This is a genomic window from Aquimarina sp. KJ22-3, assembly GCF_055808215.1.
Genome location: NZ_CM147859.1, coordinates 2,036,785 through 2,062,375, shown reverse-complemented (window position 1 = coordinate 2,062,375; position 25,591 = coordinate 2,036,785). Strand labels below are relative to the sequence as shown.

Here is a 25,591-nt window from a genome sequence, read left to right as displayed (position 1 = left end):
GATATAAAAAAAGGCGTTACCGATAAAGTAACACCTTTAATATTTTAAACTACGCATTCTCATTAATGCTTATGTCTTAATTCTGAAGAGACAGATAATTTCTTTCTTCCTTTGGCTCTTCTTCTAGCCAATACCTTTCTACCATTTACAGAAGCCATACGCTCTCTGAAACCGTGTTTGTTTTTTCTCTTTCTTTTCGATGGTTGAAACGTTCTTTTCATTACTATCTATCTTTATAAAATCTTCTTGAATACCTTATTTTGAATTTTTCGGATATCTCTACCCAAAACTGCGGGCAAATATACGAAGACTTTTTACTTTGACAAACCTAAATATCAAAATATTTTTATTTGTTTTTATTACCTTTGCCGCGACTTACAAAATAACACATTTTCAATGTTCAATAAAAATATAAAATTAGTAATAGCAGCTCTAATTATTGGTGCTGGCGTATGGCAAATCATAGAAGGATACACGGGTAATGGAATAATGCTAATTTTATTATCACTGGTTTTTGTGTTTTTATACTTTAAAAACGAAATGATTTTGCTTGCTTTTTTAAGACTGCGCAAGCAAGATTTTGATGGTGCAAAAAAATGGCTGGACAAAATAAAAAATCCAGAGGTTGCCCTTACTACAAAGCAACAAGGATACTATAATTATCTTTTGGGGATTATGTTATCTCAAACCAATATCACACAAGCCGAAAAATATTTAAAGAAAGCGGTTAAGCTTGGATTATCAATGAATCAAGATTTGGCCGTAGCAAAACTTAATCTTGCTGGTATCGCAATGACCAAAAGAAGAAAGAGAGAAGCACAAACCTTGCTTACTGAAGCCAAAAAATTGGATAAGCATGGTATGCTTAAAGATCAGATTGCGATGATGAAACAGCAAATGAAGAAAATTTAGGCACACTAATTGTTTACTATATTACGTTATGTAATAAGTCTTGTATAGCTTTATTGTTGAAAATCTTAAAGTAAGGAGCATTAGTTTTTATAACAAAAAAGCTTATTTTTAAGGACTTTATAGTACATTAGCTATTGTAATTATTTTAGAATGAGAAAATTATTAATTCTAGGAATACTCTTCTCTTTTTGTAGTCATCTATTTGCACAAGAAGAAGTAAGAATCCCCTTTTCTGTCGCTATTTCTGCTCATATCGTCAAGTATAATCAAAAGATGGATGAAGCTTACAGACAAAACGACTTAGAGCGGGCCACCTTTTTATTTGATTCTTTGGTTACCAATCACCTTAATGGAACCTATATGGACGATTTTACCTTTAACACCATTAAGGAAGAGCCCATTACTTTCAAAGAATACGAAAAACCCATTTTTTTAATTACATATGCCGCATGGTGTGTTCCTGGAATTGGAGAAATCCCTGCACTTAATGATCTAGCAGATAGATTTCATGATCAGATTGATTTTGTGGTATTGTTTTGGGATACCAAAGAAAACTTAAAAGACAAAAGCGACGACTATAGCAAGAACATCCAAATGGTTTATGTTGACGAAAAGACCAACCAGGACTCGTATATCGTAAATAAGCTTAAACACGCCCTAGGATTCCCGATGATGTATTTTTTGGATGAAGAGAAAAAATTATTAAATATTCAGAAAATAGAAACGCATCATTCTAGCGAAACCTTGAGTAATTCTTATAACATTCATTTCAATTCTCTGTCCAAGGGAGTATCTTTAATCATTGCTGACCTTGATCGAAAAGGTCTACTTAAGGATGATACAGATACTGAAGCTCTTAAAGAAAAAGAAGCCGAAGATGAAGAAGTTGGTGAAGATGGTAGAACTGCTGAAGAAAGAAGAATCGACGAAGAGTACGAAAAATACAAAAGAGAAAAAGATTCGTTGCGAAACCTATTAAGAGACAAAAACTAATATTGAGTTCGTTACTTTCCTAAAATCATTTTTAGAGCTACTAGTAAAAGTACACCTCCGAATATTTTTTTGAGCAAAACTTGATTGATAGATATTGCAAGTTTACTGCCGAGATATCCTCCTATAATGAAGGTAATGGCAATAATACCTGCATATTTCCAGTTTACGTGCCCTTCCTGATAATAGTTATAGGCCGCCAACAAGGTAACCGGTACAGCAAGTACAGCCAAACTTGTCCCCTGTGCTTCATGTTGGGAAAAATTTAACCACAGTAACATCAACGGAATCATCACTACGCTTCCGCCAATACCTAAAGTTCCACTAAAAAAACCAGCTAATAATCCGATTAGCACCAAAGAGATTAGCACACTTATATTCATAGTTGTAATATATAAGCAGCTAACTTACTTAAAAAACTTGTAAAACGGGAGATTAATTACTGTCCGGTACCCACATTATAATATCCGTCTCTAGGAATTTTTATAAAATATTCCTTACCAGTGGTATTATTCAAATGGGTTTCTCTTAACCAGGGATTATGCAATTTTAGAATCTTATAATTGATATCATGTATTTTGGCAAACTCGTTGAAATCAGTAATAGGCTCATCTACAAACACATTAAATGTCGGAATGTGTTTATACAAATCTTCATCATTGAAATTGAATCCATATTTCTTTGGATTGCTCAAAATCTCTTTTACTGCAACGATTCTAAACACATAACGTCCTGTTTCCTCACCTAGCAACAGATCATAGTAAGAACCGGCATCTTGTCTTTCCAACTGTCTATTGATTCCTGCACGACCTGCATTGTATGCTGCAGCTGCCAATGTCCAGGATCCAAACTTCTCCTTGGCACTTTTTAAATATTTACAAGCTACTTCTGTAGATTTTTCGATATGATAACGCTCATCTACATTTTGATTCACCTCTAAACCATATTCTTTTGCAGTTCCTTTCAGCAACTGCCAGAAGCCAGTTGCTCTAGCTGGCGATACCGCTTGTGTCAAACTACTCTCAATAACAGCAAGGTATTTGAAGTCTTCAGGCACACCATTTTCTTTCAAAATAGGTTCTATAACCGGGAAATACTTGTTGGCACGTTTAAAAAGTAACAACCCATTAGATTGCCAGTAGGTATTTACCAACAACTCTCTATCCATACGCTCTCGGATATCCGGGTTATCGATAGGCACCAATTCTCCAGCAAAATTCAGATTATCAGGCATTGGGATAGCGTAAACATTGTAGTCGTTTACCAAATTATCCTCAAGCTGTTCTTGTACAGGGGTCTTTTGAGGTTCTTCCTGCGTTGCGTTTACCAGAATGCTGAAAACAAACAGCACTCCTAAAAAAACTAATACTTTTTTTATCATCTTCATCTCTAAGTAGGTTTTATTTTATTGGGGAAATAAAATTTAGATTACAATATAACGTAAAAAGTTAGACTAATGCAAGTTATCCCCGATTATTTCAGGTAAATGTTTATTAAACCATCTCGCCCTATTTACAATCATTACATGCGTTCCCTGATCAACCGTAATACAATTTTTGATATTCGCTATTGGAAAAACAATATCCTTATCTCCATGGATATGAATCAGGTCCTCTGGAGCTTCTTCTTGATCCCAGCATACCATATTCTTGATCGCCCAGTCCAGATATCCTTTATCATTCACCGATAAATAGCGTTGGTACATCGCTGCTCGTTTCTTTGCAAAATCCCCAAAAGCCAGTTTTTCCCAATTATCAATTTTAGAAACCACAGCAGTTGGCAACAACTTGTACAGTCCGGTTTTACGAGCGATTTTCATTCGCTTTGGCAATTCGTCTTTACTCTTTACACTAGAAACGATAATAAGTTTCTTAAGTTGCAAATATTTACTCATCTCCTGAACAATCACCCCTCCAAACGAAACCCCAAGCAACACTGCATCCTTATGTTTAATTTCTTCGCACATCCGTTGTGCATAATCCGCTATAGATTCTTCCTTATTTGGTATTTTCCAAGGGATAGTGTAGGTCTTAAAATGCGCTTCTGGTAGACGTATATGTTCAAAAATCGAAACATCGGCAGCCATTCCTGGCACAAAATAAACATGGGTAACTTCCTGCGACATAGCTATTTTAACAGTACTATTAAAGTTTAAAGCTCTAATTTTCTTATCTTTGCAACTCAAAATTATAGTATTCCCCCTTTAGATAAAAGGAAATACATCAATAATTTTTTATTGAAACAGGGAATGTAAACTAACAAATCTTAGTTAGGCATCAACAAAATAATTACTGAACCTATCAAGTTTCGGATATGGTTTTGCGTGTTGCTTTCGGATGTTAGTCAGTTAATCAAGGGGGTTACCCCATAAGTAAAACTTATTTACCTCATAATTAAAAAACAATATGGAGAACTTGAGTGATGTTGGATTAGAAGTTATTGACAATGAATTTCTAAGACAATTTGAGACTACAATTGAAGGTCAGAAAGCGACCATCGAGTACGCCCAACAGGAAAGAAAAATTTTCCTGACAAAACTCATCATGAGCGAAGAACTAGTAAAGAAAGGATTTGAGGAAGATTTTATCGTTGCTGTTTTCAACATTATCGAAGATCGCAACATAAGATTGGTTCCAACAAGCCCTACGATTGCAAAATTTATGCGGAAAAATAGAAGGAAATACAAAGATTTATTACCCGTAGGAATAAACATATAGTCTTACAACGTATATAGCATAAAAAAACTGCAATTACTTGCAGTTTTTTTTGTTTATGCTTCTTGTATTTTTTCGGGTTCTGGCACAAAATCAAATCGCACCATCCCATCATCATCAATTTTTGTCAACACCACCCGGTGCAAGGAATTTACATAAGCCGGATTCCATGGCATTTTTACCTTGACATAGTTTTCAGTAAATCCATGGATATATCCTTCCTTATTTTCAGATTCAAACAATACTATTCTTTCTGTTCCTATCTGACTCTCATAAAACGCTCTTCTTTTCTTAACCGACAAACCACGCAACATTTTACTTCTCTTTTTACGAACATCCATAGGCACTACACCATCCAAATCAGCTGCAATTGTATTATCCCTTTCGGAATAGGTAAACACGTGTAAGTAAGAGATATCTAATTGCGATAAGAAATTATACGTATCCAGGAAATGATCATCAGTTTCTCCTGGAAATCCAACAATCACATCCACCCCAATACAGGCATGTGGCATTACTTCATTGATTTTTGTCACTCTATCCACATATAGATCACTCAAATACCTGCGACGCATCAATTTCAAAATCTCATCATTACCGGATTGTAAAGGGATATGAAAATGTGGCACAAAGGTTCTGGATTGGGATACAAAATCTATAGTTTCGTTTTTCAATAAATTAGGCTCGATTGAAGAAATACGTAATCGTTCTATACCTTCAACCTGATCCAGGGCTTGAACCAATTCAAAAAAGGTATGCTCGTGTTTTTTGTTCCCAAACTCTCCTTTACCGTAATCCCCAATATTCACACCCGTAAGTACGATTTCTTTGATTCCTTGTTCAGATATTTCTTTGGCGTTTTTCAACACATTAGACAAAGTATCACTACGGGATATCCCACGAGCCAGAGGAATCGTACAATAGGTGCACTTATAATCGCAACCATCTTGCACTTTCAAAAACGCGCGGGTTCTATCCCCGATCGAGTAACTCCCTACATAAAAATCTGCCTCTTCGATCTCACAAGAGTGCACTTGACCGAAATCGTTTTTAGACAGATCATTGATATAATCTGTGATCTTGAACTTTTCTGTTGCTCCCAGCACCAAATCCACTCCATCTACCGCAGCCAGTTCTTCCGGCTTTAATTGCGCATAACATCCTACAGCAGCCACAAACGCATCTGGGTTTACTTTTTGCGCTTGTTTTACGATAGTTTTAAATCGCTTATCCGCATTTTCGGTTACCGAACAGGTATTGATCACATAAATATCTGCATGCTCTGCAAAATCCACACGATCAAAACCTTCGTCTACAAAACTTCGGGCAATAGTCGATGTTTCTGAAAAATTCAGTTTACATCCCAATGTATAAAAAGCAACTTTTTTCTCATAAAACCAGCTGTCGTTTTCCTTGAAGGCAGAAATCTCTTTATCTTTATCCTTTACAATAAAATTTAAGGGTGCAAATATACCAACAATAATTCGTTTACTAAAATTGAAATTCAATTATCATTTCCACATAAATCACTATATAACAATATTTTATATAGCCCTAACACTTGTTTCTTGTAGTAATTCTGAAGAAAAAGATAGAGATCACCTTGTTTTTCGCTATAATCAATACGAGAATGTAAGTTCGCTAGATCCAGCTTTTGCCAGAGATGTAGCCAATATTTGGGCTACAAATCAATTGTTTAATGGATTGGTACAGTTGGATGATAGTTTGCATATCAAACCAGATATCGCCAAACGCTGGGAAATCTCTGAAGATGCTCTGCACTATACTTTTTACCTTAGGGATGATGTGAAATTTCATAAACACACTTCGTTTAACACCAAAGACAGCACCAGAAGAGTGGTTGCAAAGGATTTTGTCTACAGTTTTAACCGACTAAAAGATCCTAAAGTTGCTTCTCCTGGGAATTGGGTACTAAAAAATGTAAAGCATTATCATGCCGTTAATGATACCATTTTAAAAATAGACCTCAAGATGCCGTTCCCTGCCTTTTTGGGACTTTTGAGCATGCGATACTGTTCTGTAGTACCCAAAGAAGCGGTTTCGTATTATGGTGACGAATTTAGAGCTCATCCCATTGGTACAGGTCCTTTTAAATTTAAGCTATGGGAAGAAAACGTAAAATTGGTCTTTCGTAAAAATCAATTGTATTTTGAAAAAGATGACAACGGCAAGCAACTTCCCTATCTTGAAGCCGTAGCGGTTACCTTTTTACCTGATAAGCAAAGTGAGTTTTTGCAGTTTACCAAAGGAAAGATCGATTTATTAAACAGTTTGGATGCTTCGTATAAAGATGAACTTTTGACGCCCAGCGGCAAACTAAGAGACAAATACAAGGATAGAATCAATATCAGCAAAGGGCCTTACCTAAACTCTGAGTACCTGGGGTTTTATATGGATACCGAAAAAGAGGAAATCCAATCCCTTTTATTACGTAAAGCAGTAAATCATGGGTTTGATCGTAAAAAAATGATCACCTATCTTAAAAATGGTATTGGTATGCCTGCGGAAAATGGTTTTATTCCCAAAGGGATTCCCGGTTATGCCAACATCCCTGGATTTGAATACAATCCCGAAAAATCAAGAAAACTAGTCGAAGCCTATAAAAAAGAAACGGGAGATAACGAACCCACAGTTCGAATTGCCACCGATGCTAACTATCAAACCATCTGTGAATATATACAACGCGAACTCGAAAAAATAGGTATCAACATTATTGTAGACGTGATGCCCTCCTCAACCATACGACAAAAGAAATGGGCTGGGAAATTAGATACCTTCAGAGCGAGCTGGATTGCAGACTATCCCGATGCCGAAAACTTCTTATCTCCCTTCTACAGCAAAAACCATACACCCAACGGACCAAACTACACACATTTCAAAAATGAAACTTTTGATCGTTTGTATGAGGAAAGTTTTTTGATTACCGATGATCAAATACGAGAACAATATTATGCCAAGATGGATTCTATCATTGTAGCCCATGCGCCTATTGTCCCGTTATATTATGACGAGGTAGTACGTTTTACACAAAAAAATGTGAGAGGATTAACTAATAACCCTCAAAACTTTTTGATTCTAAAACGAGTTTGGAAAGAGAAACTCGACTAGAAGTTTTTTCTCCAGTCTTTAGTCGTCTCAAAAACATGTTCTAATATCTTTTTATCCTCTTCGGTGAACTCGACCTTACGCCTATCCATTACTACTTTGGCCACTTCGAAAGCCTTTTTGGTAAGATAAGTCTTAAAACCTGCGCTCCCTCCCCAGCTATAACTAGGAATAAAATTGCGCGGAAAACCACCACCAAAAATATTGGCGTTTACTCCTACTACAGTACCCGTATTAAACATGGTATTGATCCCACACTTGGAGTGATCTCCCATCATTAATCCGCAGAATTGCAGCCCTGTTTTGGCAAAACCTTCGGTTTCGTAACTCCAAAGGCGCACAGGAGCATAATTATTTTTTAAGTTCGAAGTATTTGTATCTGCACCCAGATTACACCACTCACCTAGTACGGTATTCCCAATAAATCCATCATGCCCTTTATTGCTATATCCAAAAATTACCGAGTTATTCACCTCTCCTCCTATTTTGGAGTGTGGCCCCACCGTGGTTCCTCCATAAATCTTGGCCCCCATTTTTACAGTAGCGTTATTACACAACACAAAAGGACCTCTTATGATGCTTCCTTCCATAATTTCGGCATCTTTACCAATATAGATAGGTCCTCCACTAGCATTCAATATGGTAAACTCTAGTTTTGCTCCTTCTTCGATAAATACGTTCTCTGGAGCAATCACACGATTGCTTTCGGGTATAGGTTGACTTTCTCTATCGGCGGTAACCAAGGCAAAATCTTGCACAATGGCTCGCTCATTTTTAGAAAATATATCCCAGGTATTTTTAACCGTAAGCAGTTCCTGCTCGTGATGCACAATGGTAAAGCTCTCAAAATCCACTTCCTGATCTTCTTTTACAAAAAAGGCAATTGGTTCTTCACCATCAAAAATGGCTTGATTTTCTTGTAACTCTTTGATTTTAGCCACCAAATCTGTCGTAGGTAAATACGAGGCATTGATCATAACATTATCCTCCAGCTCCACCATAGGGAATTTCTCACTCAAATACTCTTCAGTAACGGTAGAAGTGGTATACCCAAGATGTTGCTCCCATTTTCCACGAATCGTTAAGATCCCGATTCGTATATCTGCTACAGGTCGTGTATAAGTAAATGGTAATAAAGCATTGCGCGAAGGCCCATCAAAAAGAATGTAGTTCATGTGCTATGATCAAAAAGTTACTATTGGTTAACTGCGACAAAAATAAGCACGTTGGTCTTAAAAATAATGCGGTTGGGCTATTTTATTTGGAAATAAATGGTGGAGGGGTTTTGATTTTGGTTGTATGGTGTGTTGATAAGGGGCTGCACTTCGCACTTCGACTCCGCTCAGTGCTCAAGGTAACGTTGCGATACACACAAATAACGCTTACTTATACCGAGTAGAACCGTACTTCGCCCTTCGAGAGCCTCAGGGCTCGATAAGACGATAATTGAAATATGTATTGGTTATGTGTGCCGGGTGCAGCCGCACTTCGACTCCGCTCAGTGCTCGGTAGCGTTACAATACGCTCAGGTCTGCCTACGTACACTGAGCGGAGCCGAAGTGTACAAACAAAAAAGCCTTTCCTATTCGGAAAGGCTTTTTGTAAACGATGTCGCCAAATTACTTCTTGAATTTCGCGTATTTGTTTTTGAACTTGTCGATACGTCCTGCGGTATCGATAAGTTTTGATTTTCCAGTATAGAATGGATGAGAAGTTCTAGAGATTTCTAATTTCACTAGCGGATACTCAACACCATCAACATCGATAGTCTCTTTAGTATTCGCAGTAGACTTAGTAATAAAAACCTCGTCGTTAGACATATCTTTAAAAGCTACTAATCTATAATTTTCTGGGTGAATACCTTTTCTCATTTGGTTTATCTTTTCTTTTTTGCGAGGTGCAAATTTACAACTAATTTCTTAATTGCAAAATATTTTTGATAGAATAAAAAGAATTAATCGTTAGTATTATCTCCTTCATCAGAAACTCCATCTCTCTCTTTGCAAACCCCGACAAGATCAAAAATGAATTCTAACACACCACTTGATGTGGAGCATATTTGATCTGTTGAATCCTTTCCCTGAGCACCTAGATCTATTCTTAAATATTCATAAAGTTTAACTATTTCTTGTAATTCTTCTCTGGAAAGATTCAGGGCTTTTAACTCATAATACAATCTTAAAAATGTCGGACTTAGATCTCCTAAGAACTCATTAAATATAACCTCTACCTCAGCGTCACTTAGTTCTTGACCATTTTTTGTGTGTGATAATTTCCCTAAAAAATCATGGAATTTACCTGTCTTGATTGCACTGTTATTGAACTCGATAAGTGCTTGTTTGACTAATAATTCTTTCTCTGCTTGAGAAACCTCCTCTACATCATCCCTGGTACAAGATGAAATTCCTATAACCGAAACGGCTATTAAAAAAAGTAATAATTTTCTCATACGTGATTCTTTTTGTTAATATATTTTTATTCAATTTAAAAATTGGGGTATTCTGTTAAAAATTCATCTTTTTCACATTCCAATCAAAGAGAAAAACCCATATCACTCAAAAAATCAATCATTTACATCAAATCCCCCTATATTGAGTAAATCCCCTTATTTTTCCACTGTTCAGGCCTTAAATTACATGTGGTAAAACCGTAAACATTTGGCTAAAGATACGATAAAATTATGAATTATCCCGACAAAATGCTAATTTTATTACAATTGTAACATTTTTTTATATTTGTATACTGATATTAAAAAGCATATCAAAAGGAATTTAACGCTTATGAGTGAAACTACTATTTCTTTTAAAAAACACATTCTCGTATACGGCCTAATAATGGGGTCCCTATGGATCATTTTTAGTCTAATCAGATATCTTACTCATAATACAATGAACGAGCATTGGGGGTTTTCGGTTATTGAATTATCCATATATATATGTACAGTCTTATTTGGAATATATAAGTACAAAGCTTTATCAAAAGGTTTTTTAACATTAGGTCAAGGACTGAAAGTTGGAATGGGCATAATTATTATCGGATCTTTGGTACAAATATTATGGGATATAATTTTACTTAGAATAATTGCCACAGATATACTTGACCAACTGATCAGAATATCTGAAAGCACCTCATCAGAAAAAAATCATGTATCGAACAAAAGATTTGATTTTTTACTAACAATATCGTTAGGCACTTTAATTGGTAATACTTTGCTTACCTTTGTAGTTTCTTTGCTCGGCGGAGCCATCATGCAAAAAAATCCAGATCCTTTTGATTAACATAACAAACTATTGTTTCTAATCGTATGACAACAGCAATATTTTGAGGAAATAGGGAATAGCTTGTAACATCTTAGTAAAACACTATAAAAGCAACCTTAAACAGCTAAATTTACAATATGAAAGAAACGAGTATTTCTGTAAAAAAACATATTGTAAAATATGGGCTAATACTTGGGTTTCTTTGGGTTTTTTACATTTATATTCTCTATTTGACTGATAATTTAACAAACTTTCATTGGATATTTGGAGTGATCGAAATAGCTATCTATGGAAGTATACCTTTTTTGGGCATTTATTTCTACAAAATCTTTAACCGAGGGATTATCAAATTCATTCAAGCGATAAAGATTGGACTAAGTATTGTTTTAATAGGTACTTCTATGCAAATCATTTGGGATGTTATTTTGTTTACATTGATTACTCCCGACCTACTTCATCAAAAAATTGGATTTCCCGAAGATATATCAATTGTTGAAAAAACTGACGTTAGTGAAAAAATTGCTTTCTTTTTAATTATATCAATTGGTAACATAATCGGTAATCTATTTTTGGGTACTATAGTTTCTGCATTGGCCGGGGCTATTATGCACAAAAGATCTATGTAAGTTAATTTTGATTATTCAAATACCTTGTATATCAATATGAAAAAAGCTAAGATTTCTATTAAAAAGCATATTATAACTTATGGAATTGTTTTAGGGATTATATTCATATTTTACTTATACATGTATAAGTATAGCAGTTTTAATTGGAATAACTTTGGACTACTTGGTATAACTATGTCAGCTTTATTTGATCTATTTTTTTATATCAGTTTTCTTTCTTTTGCTATATATAAGTTTAAAATGCTAAATGATAAAATCTTATCATTAAAACAGGCTTTAATAATTGGTGTTGGCATCATGGCACTTGGAACTTCCATACAAATCACTGTGGATATCATTATAAGAACATTAATTGCCCCTCATTTATTAAATCAAAATATTGGATATCCCAATGATGTGAGCTTAACACCGGAAAAACACTTTTTGGGGCAAGCTTTGGATCATATTTCTTTCTGGTCACTATTTACTGTTACTGTCAATTTATTTTTTGGATTTGTTATTTCATTGGTTAGTGGAGCGATTATGCACAAAAGACCTATTCAATAATTTTTTAGAAACAACTCGCAATTATCTATTATTCTCTCTACACCTATTTATGTCGATATTATGAAATATCTCTTCTTATCCTTAAGTTTATCTAATGAAACAAGGAAACATTTCTATTAAAAAGCATACAATAACCTATGGAGTTATTCTAAGTATAATAGCAATTGTATACATGCTTAAAAATTTCTATACCCCTTATAATTATAATGGCTATGGTCCCATTGGTAAAAATGTATCAAGTTTACTCGAACTATTGTTTTATATCTGTTTTATCTCTTTTGCTATTTACAGATTCAAAAATTAAACAATAATACAGTCGTATTAAAACAAGCATTACTAATTGGTGTAGGCAGTATGCTTATTGGTGGTTTTTTCATCACTAGTGTTGCCCGTATAATTTTATATGCTATAGACTCCAATAAATTAAACCGATTGGTTGGATTTCCTGAAGATATTTCAACACTATCTGAAAAATCACATTTTGAAAGAGTATTTTACAAGTTGGCCGACCTATTTTTGACAGATGTGATTTTCCATCTAGTTTTGGGATTGATCATTTCCTTAATTGCTGGCGCTATTATGCATAAAAGGTCTATTTAAGATAATTTTGATTTTTCAAATACCATGTATAGTATTACGAAACAAGCTAACATTTCTATTAAAAAACATATTCTAACCTATGCCGTGATTTTGGGGATTATCAAGACGATGTATTTACTCGTTGGCAAGTATAGTAAGTATCATTGGAATCATTATAATGAAGTTGGAAGGATTGTATCAAGTGTACTGGAACTATTGTTTTATATCAGCTTTATCTCTTTTGCCATTTACAAATTCAAAAAATTAAACAATAATGTAATCGTATTAAAACAAGCATTACTAATTGGTGTGGGCAGTATGCTTATTGGTGCTTTTTTTATCACTAGTGTTTCCCGTATAATTTTGTATTCAATAGATACAGACTTATTAAATAAATTCATTGGATTTCCTGAAGATGTTTCAACATTATCAGAAAAATTATATTTCGAGAGAATATTTTACAAGCTTGCTGACCTATTTTTGGTAAATGCGTTATATTATCTAGTTCTAGGGTTGATCATTTCTTTAATTAGTGGGGTGATTATGTATAAAAGATCAATTTAGTATCATTATTGATTAGCAAAAACGTTTTAGAATTATGAAAGCAACCCAAATTTCTATTAAAAAGTATGTTATAACCTATGGTGTGATTTTAGGAATTATATTAATAATATATTTACTTGTAGGCGTATACACCAAGTATCACTGGAATCATTATGATCAAGTTGGTAAGAATGTATCAAGTTTATTGGAACTATTGTTTTATATCTGTTTTATTTCTTTTGCCATTTATCGATTTAAAAAATTAAGCAATAATATGATCATATTAAAACAAGCACTAATTATCGGCGTGAGTATTATGTTTATCGGTATTTCTATACAAATTATAACAGATAAAATTTTAATCACATTAATAGATCCAAATTTATTGAATAAATACATCGGATTCCCAGAGGATGTATCAAAAACACCAGAAAAATATATTCTAACAAAATCTTTCAATCACATTATTGAGCAGACTTTAATTTATTATGCTTTCTATTTGCCATTGGGAGCAATCATTTCTTTAATAGTTGGGGCGATTATGCACAAAAGACCTATTCAATAATTTTTTTAGAAACAACTCTCAATTACCTATTATTCTCTCTACACTCTATTCATGTTGATATTATGAAATATCTCTTCTTATCCCTAAGTTTACCTAATGAAACAAGGAAACACTTCTGTAAAAAGACATACAATAACCTACGGAGTTATTTTAGGGGGCATAAATATTATGTATTTCCTTACCCGTGCTTATACCGGTTATTATTGGAGTAATTATAGTAGTTTTGGTAAGAATGTATCAAGTTTACTAGAACTTATTTTTTATGCCAGCTTCGTAACTTTTACCATTTACAAATTCAAAATGTTAAACAATAAAATCATACTATTAAGACAGGCTTTACTAATAGGTGTAGGTTGTATGGTTATTGGCACTTTTATTGATCAAGTTGTATCTATTGTTTCTTATACAGTGGATCCCGTCAAATTAAATCGGATTGTTGGATTTCCCGAAGATGTTTCGATACTAACAGAAAAATCCTATTTAGGAAGAATACTATATGAGATCGGGGTTGGATTTTTATTAAACTTAATTACCTTTTCAGGTTTAGGATTAATCACCTCTTTAATAAGTGGAGCGATTATGCATAAAAGATCGATTTAAGTTAATTTTGATTATTCAAATACCTTGTATATCAATATGAAACAAGCTAACATTTCTATAAAAAAACATATCCTAACTTATGGAATTATCTTGAGCATGGTATTAATTACTTATATGCTTGTAATAACCTATACGACCTACAATTATACTGATTATAATCAAGTTGGCAAGAACATATCCATTGTACTCGAATTGTTTTTTTATATCGGTTTTATCACTTTTGTCGTCTACAGATTTAAAAAATTAAACAAAAATACGATCATATTAAGACAAGCATTACTAATTGGAGGAGGTAGTATGCTTCTTGGTGGCACCATTCGTAATATTTCCCGTATGATTTTATATGCTATTGACTCCAATAGCTTCAATCGATTGATTGGATTTCCTGAAGATGTTTCAACATTTTCAAAAAAGTACATTTTTAAAAAAGTGTTTTTTAGGTTAACCGAGCAATTTTTGGGGGATGTATTTTTTCATTTAGTTTTAGGATTGATCATTTCTTTAATAGCTGGGATCATTATGCATAAAAGATCGATTTAAGTTAATTTTGATTTTTCAAATACCATGTATAGCAATATGAAAAAAGCTAAGATTTCTATTAAAAGGCATATCATAACCTATGGAGTTATTTTAGGGATTATAAATAATATATATTTCCTTACCCTTCGTTATATGGGTTATCATTGGAGTAATTATAGTCGTGTTGGTAAAAATGTATCAAGTTTACTGGAAATTATTTTTTATACCAGCTTCGTCACTTTTGCCATTTACAAATTCAAAACGTTAAACAATAAAACCATACTATTAAAACAGGCTTTACTGATTGGTGTAAGCTGTATGGTTATTGGCACTTTAATCGATTGGGTTCGTCGTATTATTCGTTATATAATATATCCCGATTTATTAAATCTGATTGTTGGATTCCCTGATGATGTTTCGACATTAACTGAAAAATCACATTATGCAAGAGTACTATATGAGATTGGATCTCGGTTTTTAACACAATTAATATTCTACGCAAGTTGGGGGTTAGTTATTTCTTTAATAGCTGGAGCTATCATGCACAAAAGATCGCTTGAGAAATAATAAACTTTTTAGAACTGCAATACTTACAATTCTTACCCTACTTGTTTTAACTTATTGATAAATGAAGATGGGTATAATCCTGTTTTTTTATGAAATGCCTTAGAAAAAGACTCGCTATTATTAAACCCTATATCTTCAGAAATTCCTTTGATCGAATACAACCGAAACTGTGGATCATTACGTAAACGCTCAATAGCATATCCAACCCTAAGATCATGTAGGTAGTTAGAAAAATTCTTCCCCTTAGACACATTTATAATTTTGGACAAATAAGCCGAATTGGTATTCAATTCTTTAGCCAATACCCCTAGACTATATTTGTTATCCAAATATCGCTGGTCATTCTCAAACGCCTCCATACCGTTTAGCACCCGATCGATAACTTCTTTAGAAATTTTTAAATCATTAAGCTGTTTTTCTTTCTCTTCTTTAAGTTCTGGACTACTTTCTTCGGCAGTATTGTTATTCGAGACTATAGCTCTAAAACTCTTTTGGTAACGTTTACGGTCCTTAAACAAATAAATAATGACCGAAATTAAAATGATCCAAATCAACACCGAAAAGATAAAGACCAATTTCCAGTATCTTATTTCATCACGTACATCCGAATATTTGGCATCTTTATTGGTGATTATTTTATACACATAAAAATCCTCAATCTCTTGTCCCAGATCTTCCGTAAAATTTGACTGAGTAATACTATCGATTCTAGCCTTACGTTGAGTATACCATTCTGTAGTTTTGGTATCATTTCTTAAGGTATAATGGTCCTGTAAAACGGTATATGCATCCATCATTCGGGGTAGGATATCCTGTTGCAATTGCACTACAGAGTCCATCTTTTTCAAAAAGTAAATACCTTTTTCTTGTTGACTTATTTGCGTATAGGATTGCCCCAAATAGTAATACAAATCTACCAAATCCCCATGAGCTTGCTTATTTTCCCAATAATTCACCCCTTTAGTCAAACTATCTACAGCATTTTGATATTGTTCTTGATGATAATGTGTAATTCCTGATCCTAATAGGGTTTTATAATAGCCTTCTTCATTTTTGGTAGTGTTATACTCATCTAACCCTTTTTGAATATACTCTAGTGCCTTTTCAAAATTTTGTTCATCATTATAGGCTTTAATCAAAAAAAGTAAATCTTCATGTCGTAAATCGATATCATTTTTTACAGCATATCGATAGCAATCTCTCAAAATTTGCCGTGCTCTTTTGTATTTCCCTACCCTACTTTTAAATCGCCCTAGTTTTCTATTACAATGATATCGAATACTTGCATTTGGTCTAAGTACCGTAGACGAATTAGCCCGTTCAAAGTATTCAAAAGCTTCTGCAAAGTTGTTTTTAGCAAAATAATAATCCCCTTTTAGCAAATATCCTCTGGCGGGATACTCATTACTTCTTGATTTTTCGTCCAGATTAATAATGCTATCAGCATATTTTAAGTATGTATCCTGCCCCTCATAAAAACGAGAAACCAAAAAATAACCATGGGCAATGGTAATTTTCTTTTCTTCTTTTTTTCCTTTTTCCAAATAGGCCTCGGCATAAGTAAGTGCTTTTTCGGGTGATGTTTTGTAATGTTCAAAAAAGAGTTCATACAATTTGAAGTAGGATTTAGAAAGTAACGAATCCTGACGTTTTGAATGATCAATATCATTCTGTGCACATATCGAAAAGCTTATCAAAAAAAATACAAACACTACTCTTTTCATCTTCAATATATCGTGTTATGGATAGAAATTAAGACAATATTACAACTTAAAACTACCAAATACCACAGAAAGCAACTCTAAAAATCAAAAAACGACACAAACCACTGTATACCAAACAAATAACACCTTTAATTAACCCTAAAAAAACAGTCGATTTTTATAAAATCCGACATATTTTGCTTGTAAATCGGTAAGAATTTGACATACATTTGTTTCAACAATCAAACAAAACCTCACTAACAAAAAAGACAACGTAAATCATCATATTCATTTTATAAAAAAAGTAAAACCCTACAAAACATACCCCCTTGTAACATGTAATCACTAAGTAAAAAATGTCCTACCATGAATGAAGAGAAAAGTATAGAAGGAATTATTGAAGGGAATCCAATTGTTTTAAAATCTATGTATCGCCAGTATTTGCCCTATGTAAAAAGTTATGTATTAAAAAATGGAGGTTCGAGTCAGGATGCAGAAGACATTTTTCAGGATGCCATGGTCATCGCTTATCTTAAACTAAAAGAAAATAAGGGTATCGTAACCACCACTTTTGGAGCCTATTTTTGTGGAATTTGCAAAAACTTATGGAAGAATCAACGTCGAAAGGATCGCAAATGGGCAATGATGGATGTGATGACTCAGCCCATCCAGGATCATGAAATCCCTGTTGAAGAACAACTGTGGCAAAACGAGCGAAAAAGCCTTTTTTACAGTTACTTTTCAACACTGCAAGAATCCACCAAACAACTGTGGCAATTGTTTTTTGAAGACAAAAGCACAAAAGAAGTGGCAGCACAAACCGGTTTTTCTGAGAACTATGTTCGTAAAAAGAAATGCGAAACCAAAAAAGAACTCATGCATACTATTGCACAGGATCCTATGTACTATGAGCTAGCAGCAAAATAATCACTAAGCAATATCTAGTTATACTCCATAGTTTTATTAATTTTATTTCTTTTTTTATTACCTGATCAAAAAATAACCATCATCTCTAAATCAAAATACATAATAGGTCTATACGGTACGCTTCTAGGCATGATCTGGGTGTTATTGAATCATTTTATCAATCCGGTTCACAACTTTTGGGCTACTTCTTTTACTTTACTTCTTATACAATGTCTAGTTATTGTGTATGGCATATACCAAAAAAAACAATACAACCAAGGTTGGATCAAAATTGACACAAGTCTAAAAATCGGAATGGGCATTACCTTACTAGGAGCGTTATTAATTGCTGTCTATACACTCATACTCATGGTATGGATTGATGCCGAAATGATGTCAACAACTGCCCTATCCTATGAGAAATGGATTGTAGAAAGCAACCCTAATATGTCTCCCCAAGAAATGCATCAACAAATGGAAAGCTTCCAAAAATACAATTCACCCTATATCTTTATCGCTATTGGATTTGGTATACTGCTGTTTTTTGGGTTTCTATATACCATAGCCTGCGGAGCTATTCTTTATAAACGGCCAGAAGAATCAGCATGAAAAAATATACTATACATACAGCGTTTCAGATATGAAAAAACACATGATTACATATGGGCTAATTCTTGGCATTCTTACGACGACAAAAATTATATTTATAAAGTATATTGCCAAGCCAAGTGGTTTTGTTATTGGTCTTTTAGATTTAATTTTTATAGGTTCAACTATTTTTTATGGTTTATATCAATATAAAAGAAGTAATAATGGTATTCTAACCATAAAACAAGCATTATATATTACTTTGGGAATTTCATATTTTGGGGGATTGTTTACAATCCTGTGGTTTGCTTTAAAAAATAATATTATAGAACCCGACTATATCAATACATTAGTAGAGCGAAAAACGGAAAAGTTATTACAAGAAAACTTCGATGTCACTTATGAAGAGGTCGAACAACTTAAAAAAGACATCCCTTTTTATGCAGGCTCATTTTCTCAAGCAGGAGTATTCACCGTCCAAAACCTAATAATTGGGCCTTTTTTCGGATTAATTTCCTATGTTTTTTTACATAAAAGGCAAAAATTATAGAAGGAATACAATGTTTAAAACGAATCTTCTTTTTAAAAAACACATCCTCAAATACGGAATCATTTTAGGAATTCTTCATAATCTGTATAGAATCAGCATTTACCTAAGTGGGAACTTATACACTAAAAATGATTTAATATACTTGTTTGATTTTATCATTTTGTTTTTGATCATTGTTGGTAGCATAGTCTTTTACAAAAAACAGAATAGTAGTTTTATTAGCATAAAACAGTCGTTAACTATTGGATGTTGGGTTGGAATTATTGGAGGTATAATCAGTTATGTTTGGTATTTTCCATTTCTTAATTTTATAGAACCAAATTATATCAATGAAATTTTATCAAAAAAACGAGAATTATTTGTCAAACGAAATCCAAATATGTCCTTAAGAGAACTAGAACAAACTATGGCTTTGGTATATCGATGGAATACTTCATATGCAAATTCATTATTTGCAATTCTTTCAAATTTAACATTGGGATCCATCATTTCTCTAGTAATAGGATCTATTCTCTACAAAAGACCGGAAGCGTCAGCATCGAACGCAAATAACACGAGGTATTGAAATGAAAAAATACATAATTACATATGGACTAATTCTTGGTGTCCTTAGTACAACAAAAATTATATTTATGAAGTATATTGCACAGCCAAGTGGTTTTGTAATTGGACTTTTGGAATTAATTTTTTTAGGTTTTACTATTTTTTATGGTTTATATCAATATAAAAGAAGTAGCAATGGTATTCTTACCTTAAAAAAGGCATTATATATTACTTTGGGAATTTCATTTATTGGGGGATTGTTTACCATCCTGTGGTTTGCTTTAAGAAATAACGTAATAGAGCCCGACTATATCAATCGACGAATAGAGCAAGAAAAAGAAAAACTATTACAGGAAAACTTCGATATCACTTATGAAGAAATAGAACAAATTAATAACGACATCTCTTTTTATGCGGCCTCATATACTCAAGCAGGAGTCTATATATTTCAAAATCTAGTATTTGGCCCTTTTGTGGGATTAATAGTTTATGTCTTTTTATATAAAAGGCATAAATTGTAGAAGATATATTATGTGTAAAAAGAACACTTCGTTAAAAAAACATATTTTGATTTACGGTTTATGCTTAGGTTTTCTTTCTACCCTACAACGTTTTTTTTATCATTTATCAGATTATTTTAGTATCAATCAGGATATAATAGGCTTAGCAGATGGAGCAATTTTGACAATAGTGATTTCTTATGGTATATTAAGATATAAGAAGATAAATAATGGGGTTATCAACTTAAAAAAGATAATGACTATTGGTTTGGGGATATCTTTTATTGGTGGATTAATTACGCTTATTTGGCATTTTGCATTACGAAATGTTATCGAACCCAATTTCATTGATGAAATATTGGAAACAAAAAAGCAAGAGCTATTACTTAAAACCCCAGATATATCTCTCAAGAAAATAGAACAACGATTATCATGGTTGCGTATATATCATGCTTCTTATACCCAAATGATTATTAGTATTTTATCTAATTTAATTTTTGGATCAGTAATCGCTCTAGTTATTGGTAGTTTTATACACAAAAAACAGAAATTATAATTGTACTAAAGTCTTCTCTACCCTTTTACCAACAACAATCTTAAGACATCCTACTACTTAAGTATTGTGTAGGAATAACCAACCAAAAAAGTAGGATCCTTGTTGAAAGGATTGAACTACCATCTTCTAATTTGTAACATTTTGGTATATTTATATACTTATGGTTTATAATTAACCTTAACAATGTTCAACAATGGAAAATGAAAAACCTTCTTCAAAAAAGATAATTGTCAATTATGGAGTAATACTAGGAATCATCTCTGTATTACTTGGTGTGGTGATTTATGTAACCAATACATACACCGATCCACATTGGTCTTTTACCCTAATTGGAATTTTAATCCTTATTGCAGTAATTGTAATGGGAATCAAGGCCTATAAAAAATCAAACCACGGTTTTCTAGAACTTACCGACGCTTTAAAAATCGGTATTGGGATCGCCCTTATCGGTGGGATTATTGTTGTAATCTGGTCATTTGTTTTAACAACAGTAATCGAGCCAGAATACATGCAAAATGTACTGGATGCACAACGTGAAAAATTACTAGAAAATCCAGACATGACAGAAGCCATGGTGGAGCAAAGTATGTCTGTAATGGAAAAAATGAGTAGCCCAATGATTGGTGCTGCATTTTCTCTTATTGGTAACTTGTTTTTAGGTTTTATCTTTTCGTTATTTGCGGGACTCGCAATGAGACAAAAACAAGAACTCTATTAAGACAAAATATATAGATTTTACGATTTATAACGTAAAATCAACATATCGCATAAAAGGGCTGTAATCGTATTACAGCTCTTTTTTTATATTCCCTGGGTTGCCATCAAATAGTTTTAATTTGGTATTTTCGGTTTTTGCTTCAAACAAAAATGATGAACTCGCCAATATGTTAGTCAAAATGACTCCAATCAATAAACTCATTGTAAAACACGGCTTGATTTATGGAAGTATCTGGTTTCTTTATTATTCCATCTTTTACATATTTGACGCACTAGAGTATAAAAAATCAATTAGATTCATTTTTGGATGTTTATTTCAAGTATGGTGCTTTACCTACTCAGTATATATCTATAAAAAAATAAATCATAATATCTTAAAACTTAGAGAGGCAATAAAAATTGGTGTTGGGATAGGTCTTTTTGTTGCAATTTTTAATGCATTATGGTGGCCGATACTTTACCGATTTGTTTTAGAACCAAATTGGTTTGATGACATATTAAATAATGACATAATAAATAATCCAGAATTGACACCATCTGAGGTAAAAAAAGATCTTATTTCAATGTTTTTACTTGTCAACATTTCTGAGTTTTTTCTTCAAATTTTTGTAGGACTCTTAATTTCCTTAATTGCTGGAGCCATATTTTCCAGGAGAAAAAAATTATAATCAATCCCAATCATGACAACCAATAAATTTCCATTAGGTAAACATATACTCAAATACGGGTCTGCTTACGGTGGTATCTGGCTTTTAAAAACCACTGTTTCTTATCAAATTTTTAAAGCTCCAGATCCCTTGCTTTGGTCATCCATTGTAATAGAAATTTTCCTTTTTATTATTGGAATAACCTATGCAATATACATCTATAAAAAACTAAATAAAGGATTTTTAAAAGTTGCGCATGCCATAAAAATAGGCCTTGGCATGGAGCTTATTAAACTTATTATGATTACCGTACTAATATTTACCTACAACCATGTTACTAATGCTCACCTAGATGAAACCGTTTTGGACGAGCGAAGAGAAAAAATAATCGTAAATGAACCAAATATATCTCCAGAAAAAATGAAAACAGTAGTATTTCAACCAAAAAGGAATTCCGTTTTTTCCACTAACTACTCTGTTGGACTCTTAGGGAATCTTCTATTCAGTTTTATAATTGCTATTATCGTTGGGGCAATACTTGCGAAAAGAAAAAAATTATAACTACAAACTATCATGACAACCAACAAATTCCCATTAGGCAAACATATACTCAAATACGGGGTGATTTTTGGCATCATATGGCTTATTAGGCACTTTATATTCACAAAACTAGAATTAGACGAGCCATTTCCATTATGGACAGATGGAATATTAAATGTTTTGGCTATTATTCTGCCAATATATATTTATAAAAAGAAACATTTCGGGTATTTAAAATTTGTAGATGGCTTAAAGATTGGTAATGGTACGAGTTTCATAGTTTTTATTTTTTTACATGTCAGACTTGTGATCACCAGAATCAACGATCCAAATTTTGCCAATAATATAGTAGATAAGGAAAGAGAAGAAATGATTACAAATAATCCCTTATTCTCTCCTAATAGTGTCACAGAAAACATTCCAAATGCTCTACTTACACCAAAAGATATCTGGGTATCTTTAGCTTATTTTGTGGGCTGCTTTATACTCTCCGTGATAGTAACCGCAATATTATATAAAAGAAAAAAATATGATCAATCTCAAATCATGACAACCAACAAATTTTCATTAGGTACACATATACTCAAATACGGGGTGATTTTTGGCATTATATGGATTTTAAGAAATATCATCGTATACTTTATATATAATAAACTAGGGCCACTTGATTTATTACCAACATTAGCTGATCTTATCCTATATATTTCAGGAATAACCATAGGAATATGTACCTACAAAAAGAAAAACTTTGGATATTTAAAATACCTTGATGGTTTAAAGATTGGTAATGGCACAAATCTAATTGTTTATTTTTTTGCATCTTACAACTGTCACCTATCGGCTTTATCATCCAAGTTTTATGGATAAAATTGCCACTAATCGAAGGGAGGAGATAATTACTAACAACCCAATCCTATCTCCGGATGAAATAAAAGAAACCCTCCCAAGTACTTTTTTTCGCCCGCTGAAGACATTCAGACTTTGTTAATTCATATGCTCTTCGGTTTAACGATCACTCTGGTAGTTACAATTATTCTTTATAAAAGAAAAAAATTATAATCAACCCCAATCATGAAAACCAACAAGTTTCCATTAGGCAAACATATACTCAAATATGGATTAATTTTTAGTGGCTTATGGCTTTTAAGATTTCTTATTATCTATATATTTAAAAAATTAGAGTTTGAAGTACCAAAGCCAATAATACTAATAGCAGAAGCTCTACTGTTTGTTTTCTGCGCCATCCTTGCAATTTACACCTACAAAAAGAAAAATTCTGGGTATTTAAAATTTATGGATGGCTTAAAAATTGGTAATGGCACTAATATCATAGTTGTTATTTCTTTACATATCAGACTTATGATTATCAGAATCAACGATCCAAATTTTGCCAATAATATAGTAGATAAGCAAAGAGAAGAAATGATTACAAATAATCCCTTATTCTCTCCTAACAATATCACAGAAACTATTCCAAATGCTTTGTTAACGCAAAAGGATATCCTGGGGTTTGCAGTTTATTTTGTATTTTTTTATACTCGCTTTGATTATTACTGCAATACTATATAGAAGAAAAAAACCAGATTCGGGTATTTAGATTCGGTAGCGTATAAAACCGTATATTCTATTTTTTTAGACCTGACCCCAAAACCTAGTTGTATTGGATCATACCAAAAACCTATACCAGCTCGTAACATTTTATTATCTTTGATTCATATTTGCGGTTTGCCTTGACAAAAAAACAAATGCAAGAGATAATCTCGGCAAATACAACTTATGTATTAATTTATGAATATATCTGTGGTCATACCACTGCTCAATGAGCAGGAATCACTTACCGAATTATACAATTGGATTGCAAAAGTTATGCAATCCAATTCTTTTTCTTACGAAATTATCTTTATTGATGATGGTAGTACCGATGGATCTTGGGATACCATCACCCAATTGTCACAACAAGACCCACAGGTAAAAGGGATTCGCTTTTTAAAAAACTTTGGAAAGTCCCAAGCCTTACACGCTGGCTTTGAACAAGCAAAAGGTAATGTGGTGATTACTATGGATGCAGATCTACAGGACAATCCAGAAGAAATCCCAGAATTGTATGACCTGATCGACAAAGACGGGTATGATCTGATCTCAGGCTGGAAAAAGAAACGCTACGACTCGGTAATTGCAAAAAATTTACCTTCTAAACTATTTAATGCAGCAGCGCGTAGCACCTCTGGAGTAAAATTGCATGATTTTAACTGCGGGCTCAAGGCCTATAAAAATATTGTAGTAAAAAACATCGATGTACATGGTGAGATGCACCGCTATATCCCAGTTTTGGCTAAAAATGCTGGTTTCAACAAAATTGGAGAAAAAGTAGTGTTGCATCAGGCCCGTAAATATGGTAAAACCAAGTTCGGGATGAGTCGTTTTATCAATGGCTTTCTGGATTTGGTCACTATTTGGTTCATGTCTCGTTTCGGTAAGCGACCTATGCACTTTTTTGGGTTAATCGGCACCTTATTATTTATCGTTGGATTTGGGTTTTCGTTATACCTGGGTATCGATAAACTTTTTATAGAAACCAAAGGTCGACTTATCGCCCAGCGCCCAGAGTTTTATATTGCTTTGACTGCCATGATTCTGGGAACACAGTTCTTTTTGGCTGGTTTTTTAGGCGAAATTATCCTCACTAGCAAAAGAAGCAAAGAGCGTTATAAGATTTCCGAAAAAATACACCTCTAAAAGTGTGATTTTCTGCGGTATTTTCATGCCCAAACTAGTATTAAATAGTATTTTTGTT

General features: G+C 33.1%; 33 protein-coding genes. 24 read left to right on the top strand and 9 right to left on the bottom strand.

What is annotated here, in order from left to right:
* Positions 1-62: 62 nt before the first annotated feature.
* Positions 63-221 carry a 50S ribosomal protein L34 gene (gene rpmH / locus AC0L3Q_RS09245; RefSeq protein WP_073314535.1) on the bottom strand — a complete coding sequence of 53 codons (159 nt, stop codon included), beginning with the start codon at positions 219-221 and terminating at the stop codon, positions 63-65.
* 175 nt (positions 222-396) lie between these two features.
* Between rpmH and AC0L3Q_RS09240 the strand changes: the two genes are divergently transcribed.
* Together AC0L3Q_RS09240 and AC0L3Q_RS09235 are read left to right on the top strand one after the other, a co-directional pair.
* Positions 397-912, top strand: a complete 516-nt coding sequence (locus tag AC0L3Q_RS09240) for a tetratricopeptide repeat protein (RefSeq protein ID WP_073314537.1) — start codon at positions 397-399, stop codon at positions 910-912.
* Between the two features lie 150 nt (positions 913-1,062).
* Complete coding sequence (locus AC0L3Q_RS09235; RefSeq protein WP_473286307.1) at positions 1,063-1,905, top strand: TlpA family protein disulfide reductase; 843 nt, start codon at positions 1,063-1,065, stop codon at positions 1,903-1,905.
* 11 nt (positions 1,906-1,916) lie between these two features.
* On the opposite strand, the gene AC0L3Q_RS09230 is transcribed toward AC0L3Q_RS09235, so the two are convergent.
* The 3 genes from AC0L3Q_RS09230 to AC0L3Q_RS09220 all read right to left on the bottom strand — a co-directional run bounded on the left by AC0L3Q_RS09230 (position 1,917) and on the right by AC0L3Q_RS09220 (position 4,027).
* Positions 1,917-2,285 (bottom strand): sulfite exporter TauE/SafE family protein, encoded by a 369-nt coding sequence (locus tag AC0L3Q_RS09230; RefSeq protein ID WP_473286306.1) that lies wholly within the window; start codon positions 2,283-2,285, stop codon positions 1,917-1,919.
* A 56-nt stretch (positions 2,286-2,341) separates the two neighbouring features.
* The gene (locus AC0L3Q_RS09225; RefSeq protein WP_473286305.1) at positions 2,342-3,289 is read right to left on the bottom strand and encodes a lytic transglycosylase domain-containing protein; all 948 of its coding nucleotides are present in this window, start codon (positions 3,287-3,289) and stop codon (positions 2,342-2,344) included.
* Between the two features lie 66 nt (positions 3,290-3,355).
* Positions 3,356-4,027, bottom strand: a complete 672-nt coding sequence (locus tag AC0L3Q_RS09220; protein WP_473286304.1) for an alpha/beta fold hydrolase — start codon at positions 4,025-4,027, stop codon at positions 3,356-3,358.
* 280 nt (positions 4,028-4,307) lie between these two features.
* Between AC0L3Q_RS09220 and AC0L3Q_RS09215 the strand changes: the two genes are divergently transcribed.
* On the top strand, positions 4,308-4,619 hold the full coding sequence (locus AC0L3Q_RS09215; RefSeq protein WP_073314547.1) for an N-acetyltransferase: 312 nt from the start codon (positions 4,308-4,310) through the stop codon (positions 4,617-4,619).
* Positions 4,620-4,672: 53 nt separating this feature from the next.
* On the opposite strand, the gene mtaB is transcribed toward AC0L3Q_RS09215, so the two are convergent.
* Positions 4,673-6,043 carry a tRNA (N(6)-L-threonylcarbamoyladenosine(37)-C(2))-methylthiotransferase MtaB gene (gene mtaB / locus AC0L3Q_RS09210; RefSeq protein ID WP_473286921.1) on the bottom strand — a complete coding sequence of 457 codons (1,371 nt, stop codon included), beginning with the start codon at positions 6,041-6,043 and terminating at the stop codon, positions 4,673-4,675.
* A 70-nt stretch (positions 6,044-6,113) separates the two neighbouring features.
* Between mtaB and AC0L3Q_RS09205 the strand changes: the two genes are divergently transcribed.
* Positions 6,114-7,745, top strand: coding sequence for an ABC transporter substrate-binding protein (locus tag AC0L3Q_RS09205; protein ID WP_473286303.1), 1,632 nt, complete (start codon positions 6,114-6,116; stop codon positions 7,743-7,745).
* On the opposite strand, the gene AC0L3Q_RS09200 is transcribed toward AC0L3Q_RS09205, so the two are convergent.
* The 3 genes from AC0L3Q_RS09200 to AC0L3Q_RS09190 all read right to left on the bottom strand — a co-directional run bounded on the left by AC0L3Q_RS09200 (position 7,742) and on the right by AC0L3Q_RS09190 (position 10,191).
* Positions 7,742-8,917 carry a GlmU family protein gene (locus AC0L3Q_RS09200; RefSeq protein ID WP_473286302.1) on the bottom strand — a complete coding sequence of 392 codons (1,176 nt, stop codon included), beginning with the start codon at positions 8,915-8,917 and terminating at the stop codon, positions 7,742-7,744. The two genes, AC0L3Q_RS09205 and AC0L3Q_RS09200, sit on opposite strands and share 4 nt — an antisense overlap.
* A gap of 444 nt (positions 8,918-9,361) precedes the next feature.
* Positions 9,362-9,613: a type B 50S ribosomal protein L31 gene (locus AC0L3Q_RS09195; protein ID WP_073314555.1), complete on the bottom strand. Its 252-nt coding sequence runs from the start codon at positions 9,611-9,613 to the stop codon at positions 9,362-9,364.
* Positions 9,614-9,696: 83 nt separating this feature from the next.
* Entirely contained in the window at positions 9,697-10,191 is a 495-nt protein-coding gene (locus AC0L3Q_RS09190) for a hypothetical protein (protein ID WP_473286301.1), read from the bottom strand.
* Positions 10,192-10,522: 331 nt separating this feature from the next.
* Here AC0L3Q_RS09190 and AC0L3Q_RS09185 point away from each other — a divergent pair, with 331 nt between their 5' ends.
* The 8 genes from AC0L3Q_RS09185 (at position 10,523) to AC0L3Q_RS09150 (ending at position 15,547) form a co-directional block, all read left to right on the top strand.
* A complete protein-coding gene (locus tag AC0L3Q_RS09185) occupies positions 10,523-11,020 on the top strand; it encodes a DUF4199 domain-containing protein (protein ID WP_473286300.1) in 498 nt (165 codons plus the stop codon).
* A 119-nt stretch (positions 11,021-11,139) separates the two neighbouring features.
* Positions 11,140-11,628 (top strand): DUF4199 family protein, encoded by a 489-nt coding sequence (locus tag AC0L3Q_RS09180; RefSeq protein WP_473286299.1) that lies wholly within the window; start codon positions 11,140-11,142, stop codon positions 11,626-11,628.
* Between the two features lie 36 nt (positions 11,629-11,664).
* Entirely contained in the window at positions 11,665-12,174 is a 510-nt protein-coding gene (locus AC0L3Q_RS09175; protein WP_473286298.1) for a hypothetical protein, read from the top strand.
* Between the two features lie 624 nt (positions 12,175-12,798).
* Complete coding sequence (locus tag AC0L3Q_RS09170) at positions 12,799-13,317, top strand: DUF4199 family protein (RefSeq protein WP_473286297.1); 519 nt, start codon at positions 12,799-12,801, stop codon at positions 13,315-13,317.
* A 34-nt stretch (positions 13,318-13,351) separates the two neighbouring features.
* On the top strand, positions 13,352-13,861 hold the full coding sequence (locus tag AC0L3Q_RS09165) for a DUF4199 family protein (RefSeq protein WP_473286296.1): 510 nt from the start codon (positions 13,352-13,354) through the stop codon (positions 13,859-13,861).
* Between the two features lie 96 nt (positions 13,862-13,957).
* Entirely contained in the window at positions 13,958-14,461 is a 504-nt protein-coding gene (locus AC0L3Q_RS09160) for a hypothetical protein (protein WP_473286295.1), read from the top strand.
* Positions 14,462-14,497: 36 nt separating this feature from the next.
* Entirely contained in the window at positions 14,498-15,001 is a 504-nt protein-coding gene (locus AC0L3Q_RS09155) for a hypothetical protein (protein WP_473286294.1), read from the top strand.
* Between the two features lie 36 nt (positions 15,002-15,037).
* On the top strand, positions 15,038-15,547 hold the full coding sequence (locus AC0L3Q_RS09150) for a DUF4199 family protein (protein WP_473286293.1): 510 nt from the start codon (positions 15,038-15,040) through the stop codon (positions 15,545-15,547).
* Positions 15,548-15,579: 32 nt separating this feature from the next.
* On the opposite strand, the gene AC0L3Q_RS09145 is transcribed toward AC0L3Q_RS09150, so the two are convergent.
* A complete protein-coding gene (locus AC0L3Q_RS09145) occupies positions 15,580-17,271 on the bottom strand; it encodes a helix-turn-helix domain-containing protein (RefSeq protein ID WP_473286292.1) in 1,692 nt (563 codons plus the stop codon).
* 345 nt (positions 17,272-17,616) lie between these two features.
* On the opposite strand from AC0L3Q_RS09145, the gene AC0L3Q_RS09140 reads away from it, so the two are divergent.
* From AC0L3Q_RS09140 to AC0L3Q_RS09085, 12 genes are all read left to right on the top strand, one after another.
* Complete coding sequence (locus AC0L3Q_RS09140; protein WP_473286291.1) at positions 17,617-18,177, top strand: RNA polymerase sigma factor; 561 nt, start codon at positions 17,617-17,619, stop codon at positions 18,175-18,177.
* 27 nt (positions 18,178-18,204) lie between these two features.
* Positions 18,205-18,765 carry a DUF4199 domain-containing protein gene (locus AC0L3Q_RS09135; RefSeq protein WP_473286920.1) on the top strand — a complete coding sequence of 187 codons (561 nt, stop codon included), beginning with the start codon at positions 18,205-18,207 and terminating at the stop codon, positions 18,763-18,765.
* 31 nt (positions 18,766-18,796) lie between these two features.
* Positions 18,797-19,294, top strand: a complete 498-nt coding sequence (locus tag AC0L3Q_RS09130; RefSeq protein ID WP_473286290.1) for a DUF4199 domain-containing protein — start codon at positions 18,797-18,799, stop codon at positions 19,292-19,294.
* The gene (locus tag AC0L3Q_RS09125) at positions 19,263-19,859 is read left to right on the top strand and encodes a DUF4199 domain-containing protein (protein WP_473286289.1); all 597 of its coding nucleotides are present in this window, start codon (positions 19,263-19,265) and stop codon (positions 19,857-19,859) included. Before AC0L3Q_RS09130 ends, AC0L3Q_RS09125 begins: the two co-directional genes overlap by 32 nt.
* 1 nt (position 19,860) lies before the next feature.
* Positions 19,861-20,358 (top strand): DUF4199 domain-containing protein, encoded by a 498-nt coding sequence (locus AC0L3Q_RS09120; protein WP_473286288.1) that lies wholly within the window; start codon positions 19,861-19,863, stop codon positions 20,356-20,358.
* 46 nt (positions 20,359-20,404) lie between these two features.
* Entirely contained in the window at positions 20,405-20,893 is a 489-nt protein-coding gene (locus tag AC0L3Q_RS09115) for a DUF4199 domain-containing protein (protein ID WP_473286287.1), read from the top strand.
* A 193-nt stretch (positions 20,894-21,086) separates the two neighbouring features.
* The gene (locus tag AC0L3Q_RS09110) at positions 21,087-21,611 is read left to right on the top strand and encodes a DUF4199 domain-containing protein (protein WP_473286286.1); all 525 of its coding nucleotides are present in this window, start codon (positions 21,087-21,089) and stop codon (positions 21,609-21,611) included.
* Between the two features lie 118 nt (positions 21,612-21,729).
* Positions 21,730-22,278 (top strand): DUF4199 domain-containing protein, encoded by a 549-nt coding sequence (locus AC0L3Q_RS09105; protein ID WP_473286285.1) that lies wholly within the window; start codon positions 21,730-21,732, stop codon positions 22,276-22,278.
* A 12-nt stretch (positions 22,279-22,290) separates the two neighbouring features.
* A complete protein-coding gene (locus AC0L3Q_RS09100) occupies positions 22,291-22,818 on the top strand; it encodes a DUF4199 domain-containing protein (protein ID WP_473286284.1) in 528 nt (175 codons plus the stop codon).
* A gap of 12 nt (positions 22,819-22,830) precedes the next feature.
* Positions 22,831-23,664, top strand: a complete 834-nt coding sequence (locus tag AC0L3Q_RS09095) for a DUF4199 domain-containing protein (RefSeq protein WP_473286283.1) — start codon at positions 22,831-22,833, stop codon at positions 23,662-23,664.
* Between the two features lie 204 nt (positions 23,665-23,868).
* Entirely contained in the window at positions 23,869-24,366 is a 498-nt protein-coding gene (locus AC0L3Q_RS09090; RefSeq protein ID WP_473286282.1) for a DUF4199 domain-containing protein, read from the top strand.
* 219 nt (positions 24,367-24,585) lie between these two features.
* On the top strand, positions 24,586-25,533 hold the full coding sequence (locus tag AC0L3Q_RS09085; protein ID WP_473286281.1) for a glycosyltransferase family 2 protein: 948 nt from the start codon (positions 24,586-24,588) through the stop codon (positions 25,531-25,533).
* Positions 25,534-25,591: the final 58 nt, after the last annotated feature.